Source organism: Staphylococcus sp. HMSC62B09, from assembly GCF_001839115.1.
Lineage (GTDB): Bacteria > Bacillota > Bacilli > Staphylococcales > Staphylococcaceae > Staphylococcus > Staphylococcus haemolyticus.
In genome coordinates this window covers 1-17879 of the sequence record NZ_KV840107.1, presented here as the reverse complement: position 1 = coordinate 17879, position 17879 = coordinate 1, and the positions used below count along the sequence as shown (strand labels likewise).

Here is a 17879-nt window from a genome sequence, read left to right as displayed (position 1 = left end):
TATGGATGACAGAATGGTTGATCAATCTTTGCATAGTGAAGAAACTTCTTTCGAATTATCACTTAGACCAACAATGTTAAAACAATATATTGGGCAATCATCAATAAAGAACAACTTAGAAGTATTCATTAAAGCTGCTAAACTACGTGAAGAGCCATTAGATCATGTACTTCTATTCGGACCACCAGGATTAGGTAAAACAACACTATCCAATATTATCGCAAATGAAATGAACGTTAATATAAGAACTGTCTCAGGTCCTTCATTAGATAGACCAGGTGACTTAGCAGCAATACTATCTGGTTTGCAACCTGGGGATGTACTATTTATTGACGAAATTCATCGTTTAAGCAGCACCGTTGAAGAAGTTTTATATTCAGCGATGGAGGATTTCTTCATTGATATTATCATTGGAAAAGGTGATGAAGCTCGTAGTATTAGAATAGATTTGCCTCCATTTACGCTAGTAGGTGCGACTACACGGGCTGGAAGCTTAACTGGTCCACTAAGAGATAGATTTGGCGTTCATCTGAGATTAGAATATTATAATGAAAATGATTTAAAGGAAATTATAATTCGAACAGCAGAAGTGTTAAATACAAAAATTGATGATGAAAGTGCAACTGAGTTAGCTAAACGTTCACGAGGAACGCCTCGAGTCGCAAATCGTTTATTGAAACGAGTTAGAGATTTTCAACAAGTCAATGAAGATGAACAGATTTATATTGAGACAACTAAACAAGCTTTACAATTGCTTCAAGTAGATGCAGAAGGTTTAGACTACATTGATCATAAAATGATGAGATGCATCATTAATCAATATGATGGTGGTCCTGTGGGTCTTGATACTATAGCTGTTTCAATCGGTGAGGAGCGTATAACAATTGAAGATGTCTATGAGCCTTTTTTAATTCAAAAAGGATTTATAGAGCGTACACCAAGAGGTAGAAAAGCTACTGCATTTGCATACGAACATTTCAAAAATTTTAATAAATGAGGGATATAAAAAATGAATGTTGAGGAATTTGATTATGACCTGCCTGAATCATTAATTGCTCAGACCCCTTTAAAAGATAGAGACCAAAGTAGATTGTTAGTGTTAGGTAGACACAGTGGTAACATTGAACACAAACATTTTAAAGATGTCATTGATTACTTGGAAACTGGTGATACACTTGTCTTAAATGATACACGTGTTATGCCTGCACGATTATTTGGTTTAAAAGAAGAGACTGGTGCAAAAGTTGAAATGCTTATGCTTACTCGAATTGAGAATAATGATTGGGAAGTTTTACTTAAACCAGCAAAGCGAATTAAAGTTGGGAATAAGTTGTCTTTCGGAGAGGGTAAGATTATAGCTGAATGTATAGAGGAATTGGATCAAGGTGGACGTATCATGCGTTTGCATTATGAAGGAATTCTTGAGGAAAGATTAAATGAACTCGGTGAAATGCCTTTACCGCCATATATAAAAGAACGGTTAGATGATCCTGACCGCTATCAAACTGTCTACGCTAAAGAAAGTGGTTCTGCAGCAGCACCAACAGCAGGGTTGCATTTTACAGATGAACTTTTACATGAAATTAGAGCAAAAGGTATAAATATTGCATTTATAACATTGCATGTTGGATTAGGAACATTTAGACCTGTAAGTGTTGAAGATATTAATGACCATGAAATGCATAGTGAATATTATCAAATGAGCCAAGAAACAGCTGACTTATTAAATCAAACAAAAAAAGAAGGTCATAGAATCATTTCTGTAGGTACAACCTCAACAAGGACTCTAGAGACTATTCGTCGTGATTACAATGAATTTGTAGCTGTTAGTGGATGGACTGATATTTATATATATCCAGGATTTACATATAAAGCTATAGATGGTTTAATTACTAATTTCCATTTACCTAAATCAACTTTAGTCATGCTTGTATCAGCATTTAGTAGTCGAGAAAACATTTTAAACGCATATAAAGAAGCTGTTAAACTAGAATATAGATTTTTCAGTTTTGGAGATGCGATGTTAATTATTTAATGAATGAGAGGTATTAAATATGCCAGCAGTAACTTATGAACATATAAAGACTTGTAAACAATCAGGTGCACGTTTAGGTATCGTTCATACACCGCACGGTTCTTTTGAAACGCCTATGTTTATGCCGGTAGGAACAAAAGCAACTGTTAAAACAATGAGTCCTGAAGAATTAAGACAAATAGAAGCGAAAATAATATTAGGAAATACGTATCATTTGTGGTTACAACCTGGAAATGATATTATCAAACAAGCTGGGGGTCTGCATAAGTTTATGAATTGGGATGGCCCTATTCTTACTGATTCAGGTGGTTTCCAAGTATTTAGTTTAAGTAATCTCCGTAAGATAACTGAAGAAGGTGTTGAGTTTAGACACCATACAAATGGATCAAAGTTATTTTTAAGTCCAGAGAAATCAATGGAAATACAAAATGACTTAGGTTCAGATATAATGATGGCTTTCGATGAATGCCCACCTATGCCTTCTGAGTATAAGTATGTTAAGGATTCAATTGAACGCACTACGAGATGGGCTGAGCGTTGTTTAAACGCACATAAGCGCCCAGAGGACCAAGCACTCTTTGGTATTATTCAAGGTGGCGAATATAAAGATTTAAGAGAACAAAGCGCTAAGGAATTAGTTGCTTTAGATTTCCCTGGATATGCTATTGGTGGATTGTCGGTAGGCGAACCTAAACCAGTTATGTATGAAATGGTTGAACATACAGTGCAATATATGCCAGATGATAAACCTCGTTATTTAATGGGCGTAGGTTCTCCTGATGCATTAATTGAATGTAGCATACGTGGCATGGATATGTTTGATTGTGTATTACCAACGCGTATTGCTAGAAATGGTACATGTATGACTTCAAATGGAAGATTAGTAATTAAGAATGCTAAATATGCAAACGATTTTAAACCACTAGATGAAAATTGTGATTGCTACACATGTAAGAATTATTCACGTGCTTATATCAGACATCTGATTAAAGCTGAAGAAACTTTCGGTATCCGTCTTACTACTATTCATAATTTACATTTTCTGCTAAAATTGATGGAAGATATTAGACAAGCTATTCGAGAAGATTGTCTTTTAGATTTTAAAGATGAATTCTTTGAACAATATGGGCTTAATGTAGAAAACCCTAAAAATTTCTAATAAGGAGACAACATAATGAACGTTTCAGCACTTATTTTACCTATAATTTTAATTATAGTATTTTATTTCTTTTTAATTCGACCTCAACAAAAACGTGCTAAAGAACATCGTGAAATGATTAGCCGAATCGAATCTGGTCAACGTATTACTACTATTGGTGGTTTGAAAGGAACTGTTAAAGCTGTTGATGAAACTACAGTTGTTATCACAGTTAATGGTCATGGAACAGAAATGACTTTTGAAAAACCAGCAATTAAACAAGTAGACCCTTCTTAAAGTTAAGGGGAAATGAAATTTATTTATTTATTTAAAACTGTCGACAAAGTTCATACTATGTTGACAGTTTTTTATATTATATGTATATGCGTAATAATCTTAATTTAACTAAAAGATGTAGTATGTTAATATATATAGGTCATGTAATAACTATGTAATTTTTAATTAACTTGCACATGGTTTATTAAAAGATTATTCTTAGTACATAAGTAAACAATGAGGTGTTCATGTGAAGAAATTTAGTAGGATAATTGCATTCATACTAATTGTAGCCGTTTTGTTCGTTGGAATGGGGCTTACATATAAGAATGTAGTTAAAAACGTAAATCTTGGATTAGATTTACAAGGTGGATTTGAAGTTCTTTATCAAGTTAAACCATTAGATGGTGATAAAAAAATTGATGAGAAAGCCTTACAATCGACTGCTAGAACTTTGGAAAATCGTGTCAATGTTCTCGGTGTATCTGAACCTCATATTCAAGTTGAGGATCCAGACAGAATTAGAGTTCAATTAGCAGGTGTTAAAGATCCAGATGAAGCTCGTAAAATATTATCTTCCCAAGCTAATTTAACTATTCGTGATGCCAATGATAAAGTTAAATTAACTGGTAAAGATATTGTACAAGGTTCAGCTAAACAAGAATTTAAGCAAGGTACTAATGAACCAGCTGTTACATTTAAATTAAAAGATCGTGCTAAATTTAAAAAAGTAACAGAAGAAATTTCGAAAAAACAAGAAAATATGATGGTAGTATGGCTTGATTATAAAAAAGGTGATAGCTACCATAAAGAGTTAGAAAAAACTGAAGATAAACGTAAATACATTTCAGCTGCTTCAGTAGATCAACCTATTAATTCAGATAGTGTTGAAATTTCAGGTGGATTCCATGGTCAACAAGGTGTAGAAAGAGCTAAACAAATTGCAGAATTACTAAATGCTGGTTCACTACCTGTTGATTTAAAAGAAATTTATTCTAATTCAGTAGGTGCACAGTTTGGTCAAGATGCACTTGATAAAACAATGTTTGCATCAGCGGTAGGCGTAGCAATTATATATCTATTTATGGTCGGTTTCTATAGGCTACCTGGTTTAGTTGCTATCATCTCATTGACTGTTTATATTTATCTTACATTAATAGCATTTAATTTCATTTCTGGTGTTCTTACATTACCAGGATTAGCAGCTCTCGTACTCGGTGTAGGTATGGCTGTAGATGCGAACATAATTATGTATGAACGGATAAAAGATGAATTGCGAATTGGTAGGACGTTAAAACAAGCCTACTCTAAAGCAAACAAGAGTTCATTCTTAACGATATTTGACTCGAACTTAACTACAGTTATTGCTGCGGGTGTATTATTCTTCTTCGGTGAAAGTTCAGTAAAAGGTTTTGCGACAATGTTACTTTTAGGTATTCTTATGATATTTGTAACAGCTGTATTTTTATCAAGAGGTTTATTATCATTACTTGTATCATCTAATTACTTTAAGAAGAAATTCTGGCTATTTGGAGTTAGTAAGAAAAATAGACATGATATTAATGAAGGTGTAAATGTTCATGATCTTAAAACTTCATATGAAAAGTGGAATTTTGTTAAATTAGCCAAACCATTAATCGGATTCAGTATTCTGATTTTGATTGTTGGTATTTTGATTTTAAGTATATTCAAATTAAACTTAGGCATTGATTTCTCTGCAGGTACGCGTGTTGATATCGACTCTGATACAAAATTGTCTCAACCTAAAGTTGAACGTACGATGAAAGACATGGGATTAACTCCAGATCAAGTTCAAATAAATGGTAGTGAGAATAAACAAGCAACTGTGCAATTTAAGAAAGATTTATCTAAAAATGAAGTTGTAGAACTTAACAAAAAAGTGAACAATGAATACGGTCATAAACCAACTGTAAATACAGTATCACCAATGATTGGACAAGAATTAGCTAAAAACGCTATGAAGGCTCTTATCTATGCGGCAATAGGTATTATTATCTATGTTTCACTAAGATTCGAATGGAGAATGGGTCTATCATCAGTATTAGCATTACTGCATGATGTCTTTATGATTGTTGCATTATTCAGCTTACTTCGTTTGGAAGTTGATATTACATTTATTGCAGCAGTACTAACTATCGTAGGTTATTCAATTAATGATACGATTGTAACATTTGACCGTGTAAGAGAAAATCTGCATAAAATTAAAGTCATTACCAAACCAGAGCAAATCGATGACATCGTTAATCGCTCTATTCGTCAAACAATGACTCGCTCCGTTAATACTGTTTTAACAGTAATTGTTGTCGTAGTTGCGATTTTAATATTTGGGGCATCAAGCTTATTCAATTTCGCATTAGCATTATTAATTGGATTAGTATCTGGTGTATTCTCTTCAGTATTTATAGCTGTACCTTTATGGGGTATAATGAAGAAACGACAACTTAAAAAAGCAGATAACGGTAAATTAACGGTATACAAAGAGAAAAAATCAAATGATGAAAAGATTTTAGTATAAATTAGTAGGGAGTAGGACATTGCATTCAATGTTCTACTCTTTTTCTAGTATCATTAATAGTTTTATCAACTTAACGTTGTTTACTTTTTATTTAGTTGAATTTTCGGTATAATGGCTTTTGGAAAAAGGGAGGATAATTACATGATTAAATCTAAATATAACTGGCTCTATGAACCTCCAACAGAATACATAAATGAAACTTTAATAAAAAAATATCAATTAACACCGATTATAAAAAAACTTCTTGAAAGTAAATCGATAACTGATGATGAGTCAATTAAAGCTATATTAGATGAAACTATCATTAACCACGATCCATGGCTATTAAGTGATATGGAAAAAGCGGTGACTCGAATCAATGAAGCAATTGATAAAAATGAGCGTATATTGGTATATGGTGATTATGATGCCGATGGTGTCACTTCTACAACTATATTAGTTAATACATTGCAGACATTAGGTGCTGAAGTGGGTTGGTATATTCCTAATCGATTTTCAGAAGGTTATGGTCCTAATGAACTTGCATTTAGAAATGCCTATGATGAAGGCGTGTCTCTCATCATAACTGTCGATAATGGCATACAAGGTCATAAAGAGATTGAAATGGTACAAAAGCTAGGAGTTGATGTCATAGTAACTGATCATCATGAAATTGGACGTACTTTGCCTGAAGCATATGCCATCGTTCATCCAATGCATCCAGAATATGAATACCCATTTCACTTTTTATGCGGTGCTGGTGTAGCTTACAAATTATCTCAAGTTTTATTAGACAATCCTCCTAATTATTTTGTAAGTTTAGCTGCGATTGGTACTATAGCAGATTTAGTGTCAATGACAGATGAAAACCGTTCTATAGTAAAACAAGGTTTATCATTTTTAAATCAAAGCTGTCCAATTCAAATTAAAGCATTACTTAATCAAGCTGGTTATAATAACACGATTAACGAAGAAACTGTAGGTTTTATTATAGGGCCTCGACTTAATGCTGTTGGTAGATTAGAGGATGCATCGTTAGCTGCGGAGTTATTAATGTCCGAGGATGAAGAAGAAGCTGAATTTCTAGCTGAACAAGTAGAACATTTTAATGTTGAACGTAAAGAAATAGTAGCTCAGATAACTGAAGAGGCACTAGCCATTGCTGAAGAAAAAGTGAATAATGGCAATCAATTTTTACTATTAGCTAAAGAAAATTGGCATGAAGGTGTCTTAGGTATAGTAGCATCTAAAATTGTTGAGACATATGCATTACCTACCTTAATTCTGAATATTGATTTAGAACAAAATCATGCTAAAGGATCAGCTCGTAGTATAGAACAAGTTTCAATGTTTGAAATTTTGAGTGCACATCAAGATTTAATTTCTAAGTTTGGTGGTCATCATATGGCTGCGGGTATGACTATGGAAATAGATTATATTGAAGCTTTAGAGCAAGGATTGAATGACTGGATGTTTAAATTATCAGAACATACGTCACTAGAGCCGACAAAACATGTATCAGTTAAATTAGAAGAGAATGATATTTCTATAAATAACATTCGTGATATTCAAAGACTAAGTCCATTTGGCACAGACTTTGAAAAACCATTATTGGAAATTGATGATAATGAAGTCGTTGATGTTAGAGCAATTGGAAAAGATAAAAACCATTTGAAATTAGTAACCGGTCAGTTACAATTACAAAGCCTATTTTGGAAAAATGGTCAATTAGCAACTCAAATTGAACCTGGTCAACCAATCAATCTACTAGGAAATTTACAAATCAATGAATGGAACGGAAATCAATCACCACAGTTTATTATTCAAGATATAGCAACGAATAAAGAACAAATATTAGATTACCGAAGTAAACATAAACAATTAAATATAGACCCAAACGATACTAGAGTTGTTTTTTTAATACACCCTAAAAAAGAAAAATTGAATCATAATTACTATTATTATGGTGATAAAATCGATCAAGAACATGAAGTAGTAATTTTAAGAGACTTGCCAAACGATTTAGACAGTCTTAAAGATAGTCTCAAAAACTTAAATTATTCACAACTCTATTTAGTTTTGCAACATCAGCAGAGTATATATTTTGATGGTATGCCCTCGTCACATCAATTTAAAAGCTGTTTCAAAGCGCTAATGACCAAAAAAGAAACCAATCTTGAACAAGAGGGTATGTTACTATGTCAACATTTGAATGTTAAACCTAATATTTTAAAATTTATGCTTAAAGTATTTTATGAGTTAGGTTTTGTAACTGACGAAAATGGTATAATTAAAATTGTAGATAATGCTAACAAACAAAATATTGAAACAAGTCGTGTTTATCAATTAAGACAATCCAGAATGGAAGTTGAGAAACTTTTACTTTATGATGATTTTACGCAATTAAAAACTTGGATCAAATCACAGAAGGGTTAGTAAATAGGAGGAAATAGATATATGGATTTAAAGCAATATGTTTCGGAAGTGCAAGATTGGCCTAAACCGGGAGTCAGTTTTAAAGATATAACAACAATTATGGATAACGGGGAAGCTTATGGTTATGCTACCGATCAAATTGTAAAATATGCTAAGGAGAGAGACGTTGATATAGTTGTAGGTCCTGAGGCAAGAGGATTTATAATTGGGTGCCCTGTAGCTTATTCAATGGGTATTGGTTTTGCGCCCGTGAGAAAAGAGGGTAAATTACCTCGTGAAGTTATCCGATATGAATATGACTTAGAATATGGTACAAATGTTCTTACAATGCACAATGATGCAATTAAACCAGGTCAACGTGTTCTTATAACTGATGACTTATTAGCTACTGGAGGTACTATAGAGGCGGCAATTAAACTAGTTGAAAAACTAGGAGGAATCGTCGTAGGTATTGCATTTATAATTGAACTTAAATATTTAAACGGTATTGAAAAAATTAAAGATTATGATGTGATGAGTTTAATTTCATATGATGAATAGGTGACTATAATTAAAAGACATAGTACATGCTTTTAATGTCTAACAATTTTTGGGAATGAGATAATGAATTCATAATGGGATTCTATCTCATTCCCTTTTTTTCGTTAAATTGTTTACTTGATTTGATTTCAGCGTAACACCATTTATTTTTTTAAAAACTTGTAGTATCATAGAACTATTATTTATAAAAATGTTAAGGCTTTTGTAGTTCTTTTAACATTTGATAAAATTAAAGTAATACTCGCATTACTATATCTAAATAGATGATATACTCGGATTAATGAAGGACAATGTATGTTTTCTTAATTTTCAAAAATTCGAATATGAGTTGAGTATTTGAAATACAAATGAGTTGGGGTGTCATATATTGAATAACGAGTATCCATATAGCGCTGATGAGGTGCTAAATAAAGCTAAATCATATTTGTCAACTGATGATTATCAATATGTCCTAAAAAGTTACCATATAGCTTATGAAGCCCATCAAGGACAGTTCCGCAAAAATGGTCTTCCGTATATCATGCATCCTATTCAAGTAGCGGGCATATTAACAGAAATGCGTTTAGATGGTCCAACGATAGTGGCAGGCTTTCTGCATGATGTCATTGAAGATACGCCATATACATTTGACGATGTTAAAGATATGTTTAATGAAGAAATAGCGCGAATTGTCGATGGTGTTACTAAACTTAAAAAGGTAAAATACCGTTCTAAAGAAGAACAACAAGCAGAAAATCATCGTAAACTATTTATTGCAATTGCAAAAGATGTTCGAGTGATACTTGTCAAATTAGCCGATAGATTACATAACATGAGAACATTAAAAGCTATGGCTAGAGAAAAACAAGTGCGTATCTCTAAAGAGACACTAGAAATTTATGCACCATTGGCACATAGATTAGGTATTAATACGATTAAATGGGAATTAGAAGATACTGCACTTAGATATATAGACAGTGTTCAGTATTTCCGTATTGTCAATTTAATGAAGAAAAAGCGTAGTGAACGGGAAGCTTATATCGCTAATGCAATAGATAAAATTCAAACAGAAATGATTAAAATGGACATCACTGGAGAAATTAGCGGTAGACCTAAACATATTTATAGCATATACCGAAAAATGATGAAGCAGAAAAAGCAGTTTGATCAAATATTCGATTTATTAGCTATTCGTGTAATTGTAAATTCTATTAATGATTGTTATGCAATTTTAGGGTTAGTCCATACATTATGGAAACCAATGCCTGGAAGATTTAAAGATTATATTGCCATGCCTAAACAGAATATGTATCAATCTCTACATACAACTGTCATTGGTCCTAATGGTGACCCTTTAGAAATACAAATTAGAACATATGAAATGCATGAAATAGCTGAACATGGTGTTGCAGCTCATTGGGCATATAAAGAAGGAAAAACAGTTAATGAGAAGAATCAAGATTTTCAAAATAAATTAAATTGGTTAAAAGAATTAGCTGAAGCTGATCATACATCATCTGACGCACAAGAATTTATGGAATCACTGAAATATGATTTACAAAGTGATAAAGTGTACGCTTTCACACCTGCAAGTGATGTTATTGAATTGCCTTATGGTGCGGTCCCAATAGATTTTGCTTATGCTATTCATAGCGAAGTCGGAAATAAGATGATTGGTGCAAAAGTTAATGGTAAAATTGTTCCTATTGATTATGTTCTTCAAACCGGAGATATTATTGAAATTCGTACAAGTAAACACTCTTATGGACCTAGTAGAGATTGGCTAAAGATAGTTAAATCATCAAGTGCTAAAAGTAAAATTAAGGGTTTCTTTAAAAAACAAGACCGTTCATCTAACATTGAAAAAGGTAAGTTTATGGTCGAATCAGAAATTAAAGAACAGGGCTTTAGAGTAGATGATATTTTAACTGATAAAAATATAGAAGTTGTTAATGAGAAATACAATTTTGCTAATGATGATGACCTATTTGCAGCAGTTGGATTTGGTGGTGTAACAGCTTTACAGGTTGTTAATAAATTGACCGAAAGACAACGTATACAAGATAAACAAAAAGCGCTAAACGAGGCGCAGGAAGTTATTAAATCACTTCCAATTAAAGATGATATCATCACTGATAGTGGTGTCTATGTCGAAGGTATAGAGAATGTATTGATAAAGCTTTCAAAATGTTGTAATCCAATCCCTGGAGATGATATTGTAGGATATATCACTAAAGGACATGGTATAAAAGTGCACCGTACAGATTGTCCAAATGTTAAAAATGAAACAGAACGATTAATAGCAGTTGAGTGGGTTAAATCTAAAGATTCTACTCAACGATACCAAGTAGATTTAGAAGTTAGTGCATATGATCGTAATGGTTTATTAAATGAAGTAATACAAGCCGTTAACTCTACAGTCGGAAGTATTATTAAAATCAATGGACGGTCTGATACTGATAAGAATGCAATTATCACTATTAGTGTTATGGTGCATAATGTTAATGATGTATTCCGTGTAGTTGAAAAACTAAAACAATTAAGTGATGTATATACAGTGTCAAGAGTTTGGAATTAATGAGGTGCTATTAATATGAAAGTAGTTGTACAAAGAGTAAAAAGAGCAGCAGTTATAAATAACAGCATTCACAATGAAATCGACAAGGGTTTCTGTCTTTTAGTCGGAATAGGTAAGGATACAACAGAAGCAGATATAGATGCAGTTGCTAAAAAGATTATTAACGCTCGTTTGTTTGAAGATGAAAATGGCAAACTTAATTTAAATATCCAACAAGTTGAAGGTCAAATTTTATCTATCTCTCAATTTACTTTATATGCTGATGTACGTAAAGGGAATAGACCAGGATTTTCAAATTCAAAAAATCCTGAAGAAGCCAATGTGTTATACGAAAAATTTAACACTGCTTTAAAAGCTTATGACGTTAAAGTGAAAACAGGTGAATTTGGTACTGATATGGAAGTTGAAATTATCAATGATGGTCCAGTTACTATTATTTATGAAAGTCAGGATGGCAAAATAATATGAACAAAATAGATGCATGGTTATCTAAACATGACCTTAAAAATCTGACAACATTGATTGTTGTAGGTGCTTTTATATTATTTTTAATATTATTATTTATGCTAATGAATCATAGTGATCAAGGGAGTAATAGAATTACAGTTTCAGAGAATGCTGAATTACGAACTGGTCCAAATGCTGCTTATCCTGTGATTTACCAAGTCGAAAAAGGTGATACGTTTACTAGATTGAGTAAATCAGGTAAATGGATAGAAGTTGAAAGCAGAGATGGTTCTGAAAAAGGTTGGATAGCTGGATGGCACACAAGCTTAAATATTGAAGCGGATGCGAATAAAAAAGTAAACCCTTTGAAAAATAAGGTCATTGTCTTAGATCCTGGCCATGGAGGCAATGACCAGGGTGCATCTAGTAATACTTCAAAAAAGAGTTTGGAGAAGAACTATACTTTAAAAACAGCTAAAGAATTGAGACGTGCTCTTGAAAAAGCGGGGGCAACAGTTAAATTAACACGTTCTGATGATACATATGTTAGCTTAGATGATAGAAAACTTAATGGTGACGCATACATTAGTATACATAATGATTCTCTTGATAGTCCTAATGCTAATGGTGCAACTGTTTATTGGTATAAAAATAATCAAGAAGCTTTAGCTGAAACGTTAAATACAAACATACAAAAGAAAGCCATGTTGTCTAATAGAGGAACTCGACAAGAGAACTTCCAAGTACTCAGACAGACCAATAAGCCAGCCGTGTTATTAGAATTAGGATATATAAGTAATCCAACAGATGAGGTAATGATACGAGATCAAATTCATCGACAAGTTGTAGAAGAAGCTGTAGTGGATGGTTTAAAACAATATTTTGCCTCTTAAAGCTTGCAAACTAAGCATAAACTCGTTATTATAATTAGTGAACTTTATATATAATACCGTTATGATTCTTGAAAGTGTAAATGAAAGAGGTAGCAATAATTGATATTGTGAAGAGATATAATCCATGGCTGTAAGATTATACTGAGTAATTTATTACTTTGAACACAAGAACAGGTGCTTTAATAGATTAAGCCGTTTTACGTACGTTACACGTTTTGAGTGGTAATTAAGTTTTACTAACGAATTTAATTACAATTAGGGTGGCAACACGGCGATTCGTCCCTTGTATAGCAGAAATGCTATATAAGGGACTTTTTTTATTAAAGGGAGTTTGTAAAAATACAAAGAAGGAGTGATTGTGTGATTAGAATTCCTAGAGGTACACAAGATATCTTACCTGAAGATTCTAGTAAATGGCGTTACATTGAAAATCAACTTGATAAATTAATGAAATTATATAATTATAAAGAAATTCGCACGCCTATATTTGAAAGTACAGATTTGTTTGCACGTGGCGTGGGTGACTCTACAGATGTCGTACAAAAAGAAATGTACACTTTTAAAGATAAAGGTGACAGAAGCATAACTTTAAGACCAGAAGGAACAGCAGCTGTTGTACGTTCATACATTGAGAATAAAATGCAAGGTATTCCAAATCAGCCTGTTAAATTATATTATAATGGGCCAATGTTCAGATATGAACGTAAACAAAAAGGGCGATACCGTCAATTCACTCAATTCGGTGTTGAAGCGATTGGCGCTGAAAATCCGAGCATGGATGCTGAAGTTCTAGCTATGGTGATGCATATCTATGAATCATTCGGCCTTAAACATTTAAAATTAGTTATCAATAGTATTGGTGATGCTGATTCACGTAAAGAATATAATGAGGCACTAATACGTCATTTTGAGCCAGTGATAGATACATTTTGTGATGATTGTAAATCAAGATTACACACAAATCCAATGAGAATACTAGATTGCAAAATTGATAGAGATAAAGAAGCGGTTAAAAATGCGCCAAGAATTACTGATTACTTAAATGACGATTCAAAAGCTTACTTTAATGAAGTGAAGACTCACTTAGATGATTTAGGTATTTCATATGTTGAAGATCCTAACCTTGTACGTGGTCTTGATTATTACACACACACTGCTTTTGAATTAATGATGGATAATCCTAATTATGATGGTGCAATAACTACTTTATGTGGTGGTGGTCGATATAATGGACTGCTTGAATTATTAGATGGACCAAATCAAACGGGTATTGGTTTCGCTTTAAGTATTGAAAGATTGTTATTGGCGCTTGAAGAAGAAGGAATTGATTTGGACGTCGAGGATACGTTTGATCTTTTCATCGTTACTATGGGTGAAGAAGCTGAACGATATAGCGTTAAGCTTTTAAATCAACTCAGAAAATCGGGTATAAAAGCCGACAAAGATTATTTACAACGTAAAGTTAAAGGACAAATGAAACAAGCTGATCGCTTGAATGCTCAATATACAGTTGTTATCGGTGATCAAGAACTTGAAAATGAAGTGATTGATGTCAAAGACATGTCAACAGGTGAAACAGAAACTATTAACTTAAATAACTTAGTAAATTATTTTAAAGAAAAAAATAAATAATAAAAAGGAGAATATAAATGAGTAAAAGAACAACGTATTGTGGTTTAGTTACAGAAGAACTTTTAAACCAAAAAGTTACTTTAAAAGGTTGGGTTCATAATCGTCGTGACTTAGGTGGTTTAATCTTTGTCGATTTACGTGACAGAGAAGGTATCGTGCAAATCGTCTTTAACCCTGATTTTTCTGAAGAAGCTTTAAGTGTAGCTGAATCAGTAAGATCAGAATATGTAGTTGAAGTTGAGGGAACAGTAACAAAGAGAGATCCAGATACTGTGAATCCTAAAATTAAAACTGGTCAAGTAGAAGTACAAGTTTCTAATATAACAATTATCAATAAATCAGAAACACCACCATTTTCTATTAATGAAGAAAATCAAAATGTTGATGAAAACATCCGTTTAAAATACCGTTATTTAGATTTAAGACGCCCAGAGTTGGCACAAACTTTCAAAATGAGACATCAAACAACACGCTCTATTCGTGAATATTTAGATAACAATGGTTTCTTCGATATTGAAACTCCTGTTTTAACTAAATCTACGCCAGAAGGTGCCAGAGATTATTTAGTACCTTCTCGAGTTCATGAAGGAGAATTTTATGCATTACCACAATCACCTCAATTATTTAAACAATTATTAATGATTAGTGGTTTTGACAAATATTATCAAATTGTTAAATGTTTCCGTGATGAAGATTTACGTGCAGATCGTCAACCTGAATTCACTCAGGTCGATATTGAAATGAGTTTCGTTGATCAAGAAGATGTGATTGAAATGGGTGAAGAAATGTTACGAAAAGTTGTTAAAGATGTTAAAGGCATTGACGTATCAGGTCCTTTCCCTAGAATGACTTATGAAGAAGCGATGAGACGATATGGTTCAGATAAACCTGATACTCGTTTTGATATGGAACTTAAAGATGTATCGCAGTTAGGTCGTGAAATGGACTTTAAAGTATTTAAAGATACTGTAGAAAATAATGGCGAAGTAAAAGCCATTGTAGCTAAAAGTGCAGCCGACAATTATACTCGTAAAGACATGGACGCATTAACAGAATTCGTAAATATTTATGGTGCTAAAGGTTTAGCATGGGTAAAAGTTGTTGATGATGGATTGAGTGGTCCAATCGCTCGTTTCTTTGAAGATTCAAATGTTGCGACTTTAAAAGAACTTACACAGGCTGAATCAGGAGACTTAGTAATGTTTGTCGCTGACAAACCAAATGTAGTAGCTCAAAGTTTAGGTGCTTTACGTATTAAAATTGCCAAAGAATTAGGTTTAATCGATGAAAATAAACTTAATTTCTTATGGGTAACAGATTGGCCGTTATTAGAATATGATGAAGATGCTAAACGTTATGTAGCTGCACACCATCCATTTACTTCACCTAAACAAGAAGATATTAGTAAATTAGATTCAGAACCTCAAAATGCACAAGCGAATGCTTATGACATCGTTTTAAACGGTTATGAATTAGGTGGGGGATCAATCAGAATTGCAGACGGTGAATTACAAGAAAAAATGTTTGAAGTATTAGGATTCACTAAAGAACAAGCTAGAGAACAATTTGGATTCTTATTAGATGCATTTAAATATGGTACACCACCACATGGCGGTATTGCACTAGGCTTAGACCGTTTAGTAATGCTATTAACTAATCGTACAAACTTACGTGATACAATTGCATTCCCTAAAACAGCTTCTGCGACTTGCTTGCTTACAGATGCACCAGGTGAAGTCTCAGCCAAACAATTAGAAGAGCTTTCTTTACGTATTCGTCATTAGATTTAACATATAAAATGATATAAATACATTAGTCATCAAAATCACAATTGATTTTGGTGACTTTTATTTAGTGTTTTTTTTGTTTTGTTGCAGAATTATATTTAGCCAATAAAAACTATAATAATATTATGTAAATTTAATATAATTAAAATTTTGAATCACAAAATATACATTTCTATCTAGTTCATAAGGATTTCTTTATTTAAACCTCTGTGGTAATATATAAACATAAGGTAGTCATCTGTATTGTTCGTATGTTTGCTTTTTATTTGGGCCTAACACTTTTTGATCAGGGAGCCCAATAGGTTTTCTTGCAGCGCACACGCCTCAATTGGAGGACTTGCAAAACAAGAAACAGGGCACCCACCTGTATATAGCAGGCCGAATGATCAAGCTTTTTATAACTACGGCAATCACGGACTCTACCGGTACGCAAGACTTTATGTCTTGCGTATTTTTATTTGTCTTTTTCTGTTAACATATAGTTATCGTATTGTTTTTTATAAAGGAGTTTAAAATGAAACATCAATTTTCAAGAAACGAATTAGCATATGGACAAGAGGGTTTAGATCTATTAAAAGAAAAAACAGTTGCAGTTCTTGGGGTAGGTGGTGTTGGTTCATTTGCTGCCGAAGCATTAGCTAGAACCAATATTGGTCATATTATTTTAATCGATAAAGATGACGTAGATATTACAAATGTCAATCGTCAAATACATGCACTCACTACAACTATTGGACAAAGTAAGGTCACTTTGATGGAAGAACGTATTAAACTTATTAACCCTGATTGTAAAGTAACACCACTTCACATGTTTTATACTGAGGAGACATATGAGGATTTATTTAATAATTATGATATTGATTACTTTATCGATGCAAGTGATACTATAATATATAAAGTTCATCTGATGAAAGAGTGTTTAGAACGAGGAATTAAGATGATTTCAAGCATGGGGGCAGCTAATAAAACTGATCCTACACGATTTAAAATAGCAGATATTTCTAAAACTTATATGGACCCTATGGCTAAAATTATCCGTAATAAACTAAAGCGTCAAGGTATAAAAAAGGGTGTACCTGTCGTGTTTTCTGATGAAAGTCCTATTGTAATTCGTGAAGATGTAAAAGCAACCGTTGGAGATGCAAACGCCATTAATCGTAAAGGGCAAATGCCTCCATCATCAAATGCATTTGTACCAAGTACAGTAGGATTAATCTGTGCGAGTTACGTAGTAAACGACATTTTAAAAAATATACCTGTACGCCGTATTAAGGATAAAGGAAATATTTAAATAATAGACTATGAATCAAATTTAAAAGTCTCTACGTCAAATCGGACTGATGAGTCCCAATATTGAGATTAGGCAACCTTAGGTCGTTTAATCTCTTTTTTTGTTGTTGAGGCAAATAGTCGCGAAGTTATAATAATTCGATTACGCAAATTATCATAATTTCTATAACCAAAAGATACCCTTTTAATGAGTTTGATTTTATTATTAATTCCTTCTAACGGACCGTTGGTCAGGTTAGAATATGTCATAGTATTTTCAATGACAGCTGCTAAGCGTCTTAAAGTTCTAATGACTGGGTGTAATTTAGGACACACATCTGAAAGATGAATAGA

Annotated in this window: 14 protein-coding genes and 1 other RNA gene; 14 read left to right on the top strand and 1 reads right to left on the bottom strand. The window is 32.8% G+C overall.

Annotated features, from left to right (window positions below):
* Position 1: 1 nt before the first annotated feature.
* The 14 genes from ruvB to HMPREF3265_RS02280 all read left to right on the top strand — a co-directional run bounded on the left by ruvB (position 2) and on the right by HMPREF3265_RS02280 (position 17547).
* On the top strand, positions 2-997 hold the full coding sequence (ruvB, locus tag HMPREF3265_RS02345; protein WP_037536735.1) for a Holliday junction branch migration DNA helicase RuvB: 996 nt from the start codon (positions 2-4) through the stop codon (positions 995-997).
* 12 nt (positions 998-1009) lie between these two features.
* Positions 1010-2035, top strand: a complete 1026-nt coding sequence (queA, locus tag HMPREF3265_RS02340) for a tRNA preQ1(34) S-adenosylmethionine ribosyltransferase-isomerase QueA (RefSeq protein ID WP_070860964.1) — start codon at positions 1010-1012, stop codon at positions 2033-2035.
* A 19-nt stretch (positions 2036-2054) separates the two neighbouring features.
* On the top strand, positions 2055-3194 hold the full coding sequence (tgt, locus tag HMPREF3265_RS02335; RefSeq protein WP_070860963.1) for a tRNA guanosine(34) transglycosylase Tgt: 1140 nt from the start codon (positions 2055-2057) through the stop codon (positions 3192-3194).
* 15 nt (positions 3195-3209) lie between these two features.
* Positions 3210-3470: a preprotein translocase subunit YajC gene (yajC, locus tag HMPREF3265_RS02330; RefSeq protein ID WP_011275581.1), complete on the top strand. Its 261-nt coding sequence runs from the start codon at positions 3210-3212 to the stop codon at positions 3468-3470.
* Between the two features lie 229 nt (positions 3471-3699).
* Complete coding sequence (gene secDF, locus HMPREF3265_RS02325; protein WP_070860962.1) at positions 3700-5985, top strand: protein translocase subunit SecDF; 2286 nt, start codon at positions 3700-3702, stop codon at positions 5983-5985.
* Between the two features lie 141 nt (positions 5986-6126).
* Positions 6127-8400: a single-stranded-DNA-specific exonuclease RecJ gene (gene recJ / locus HMPREF3265_RS02320; RefSeq protein ID WP_070860961.1), complete on the top strand. Its 2274-nt coding sequence runs from the start codon at positions 6127-6129 to the stop codon at positions 8398-8400.
* Between the two features lie 21 nt (positions 8401-8421).
* Positions 8422-8940 (top strand): adenine phosphoribosyltransferase, encoded by a 519-nt coding sequence (locus HMPREF3265_RS02315; RefSeq protein ID WP_037536725.1) that lies wholly within the window; start codon positions 8422-8424, stop codon positions 8938-8940.
* A 367-nt stretch (positions 8941-9307) separates the two neighbouring features.
* Positions 9308-11497 carry a RelA/SpoT family protein gene (locus HMPREF3265_RS02310; protein ID WP_070860960.1) on the top strand — a complete coding sequence of 730 codons (2190 nt, stop codon included), beginning with the start codon at positions 9308-9310 and terminating at the stop codon, positions 11495-11497.
* A 15-nt stretch (positions 11498-11512) separates the two neighbouring features.
* The gene (gene dtd / locus HMPREF3265_RS02305; RefSeq protein ID WP_070860959.1) at positions 11513-11965 is read left to right on the top strand and encodes a D-aminoacyl-tRNA deacylase; all 453 of its coding nucleotides are present in this window, start codon (positions 11513-11515) and stop codon (positions 11963-11965) included.
* Positions 11962-12837 (top strand): N-acetylmuramoyl-L-alanine amidase family protein, encoded by an 876-nt coding sequence (locus HMPREF3265_RS02300; RefSeq protein WP_037536719.1) that lies wholly within the window; start codon positions 11962-11964, stop codon positions 12835-12837. The genes dtd and HMPREF3265_RS02300 overlap by 4 nt, the downstream gene beginning before the upstream one ends.
* Before the next feature lie 360 nt (positions 12838-13197).
* Positions 13198-14469 (top strand): histidine--tRNA ligase, encoded by a 1272-nt coding sequence (gene hisS, locus HMPREF3265_RS02295; protein ID WP_070580821.1) that lies wholly within the window; start codon positions 13198-13200, stop codon positions 14467-14469.
* 17 nt (positions 14470-14486) lie between these two features.
* A complete protein-coding gene (gene aspS / locus HMPREF3265_RS02290) occupies positions 14487-16253 on the top strand; it encodes an aspartate--tRNA ligase (RefSeq protein WP_070860958.1) in 1767 nt (588 codons plus the stop codon).
* A gap of 235 nt (positions 16254-16488) precedes the next feature.
* Positions 16489-16679, top strand: a non-coding RNA gene (gene ssrS, locus HMPREF3265_RS02285) — 6S RNA.
* 91 nt (positions 16680-16770) lie between these two features.
* Positions 16771-17547, top strand: a complete 777-nt coding sequence (locus HMPREF3265_RS02280) for a tRNA threonylcarbamoyladenosine dehydratase (protein WP_011275590.1) — start codon at positions 16771-16773, stop codon at positions 17545-17547.
* A gap of 68 nt (positions 17548-17615) precedes the next feature.
* On the opposite strand, the gene HMPREF3265_RS02275 is transcribed toward HMPREF3265_RS02280, so the two are convergent.
* On the bottom strand, positions 17616-17879 hold a 264-nt coding region (locus tag HMPREF3265_RS02275), incomplete at its 5' end, for a transposase (RefSeq protein WP_141764261.1).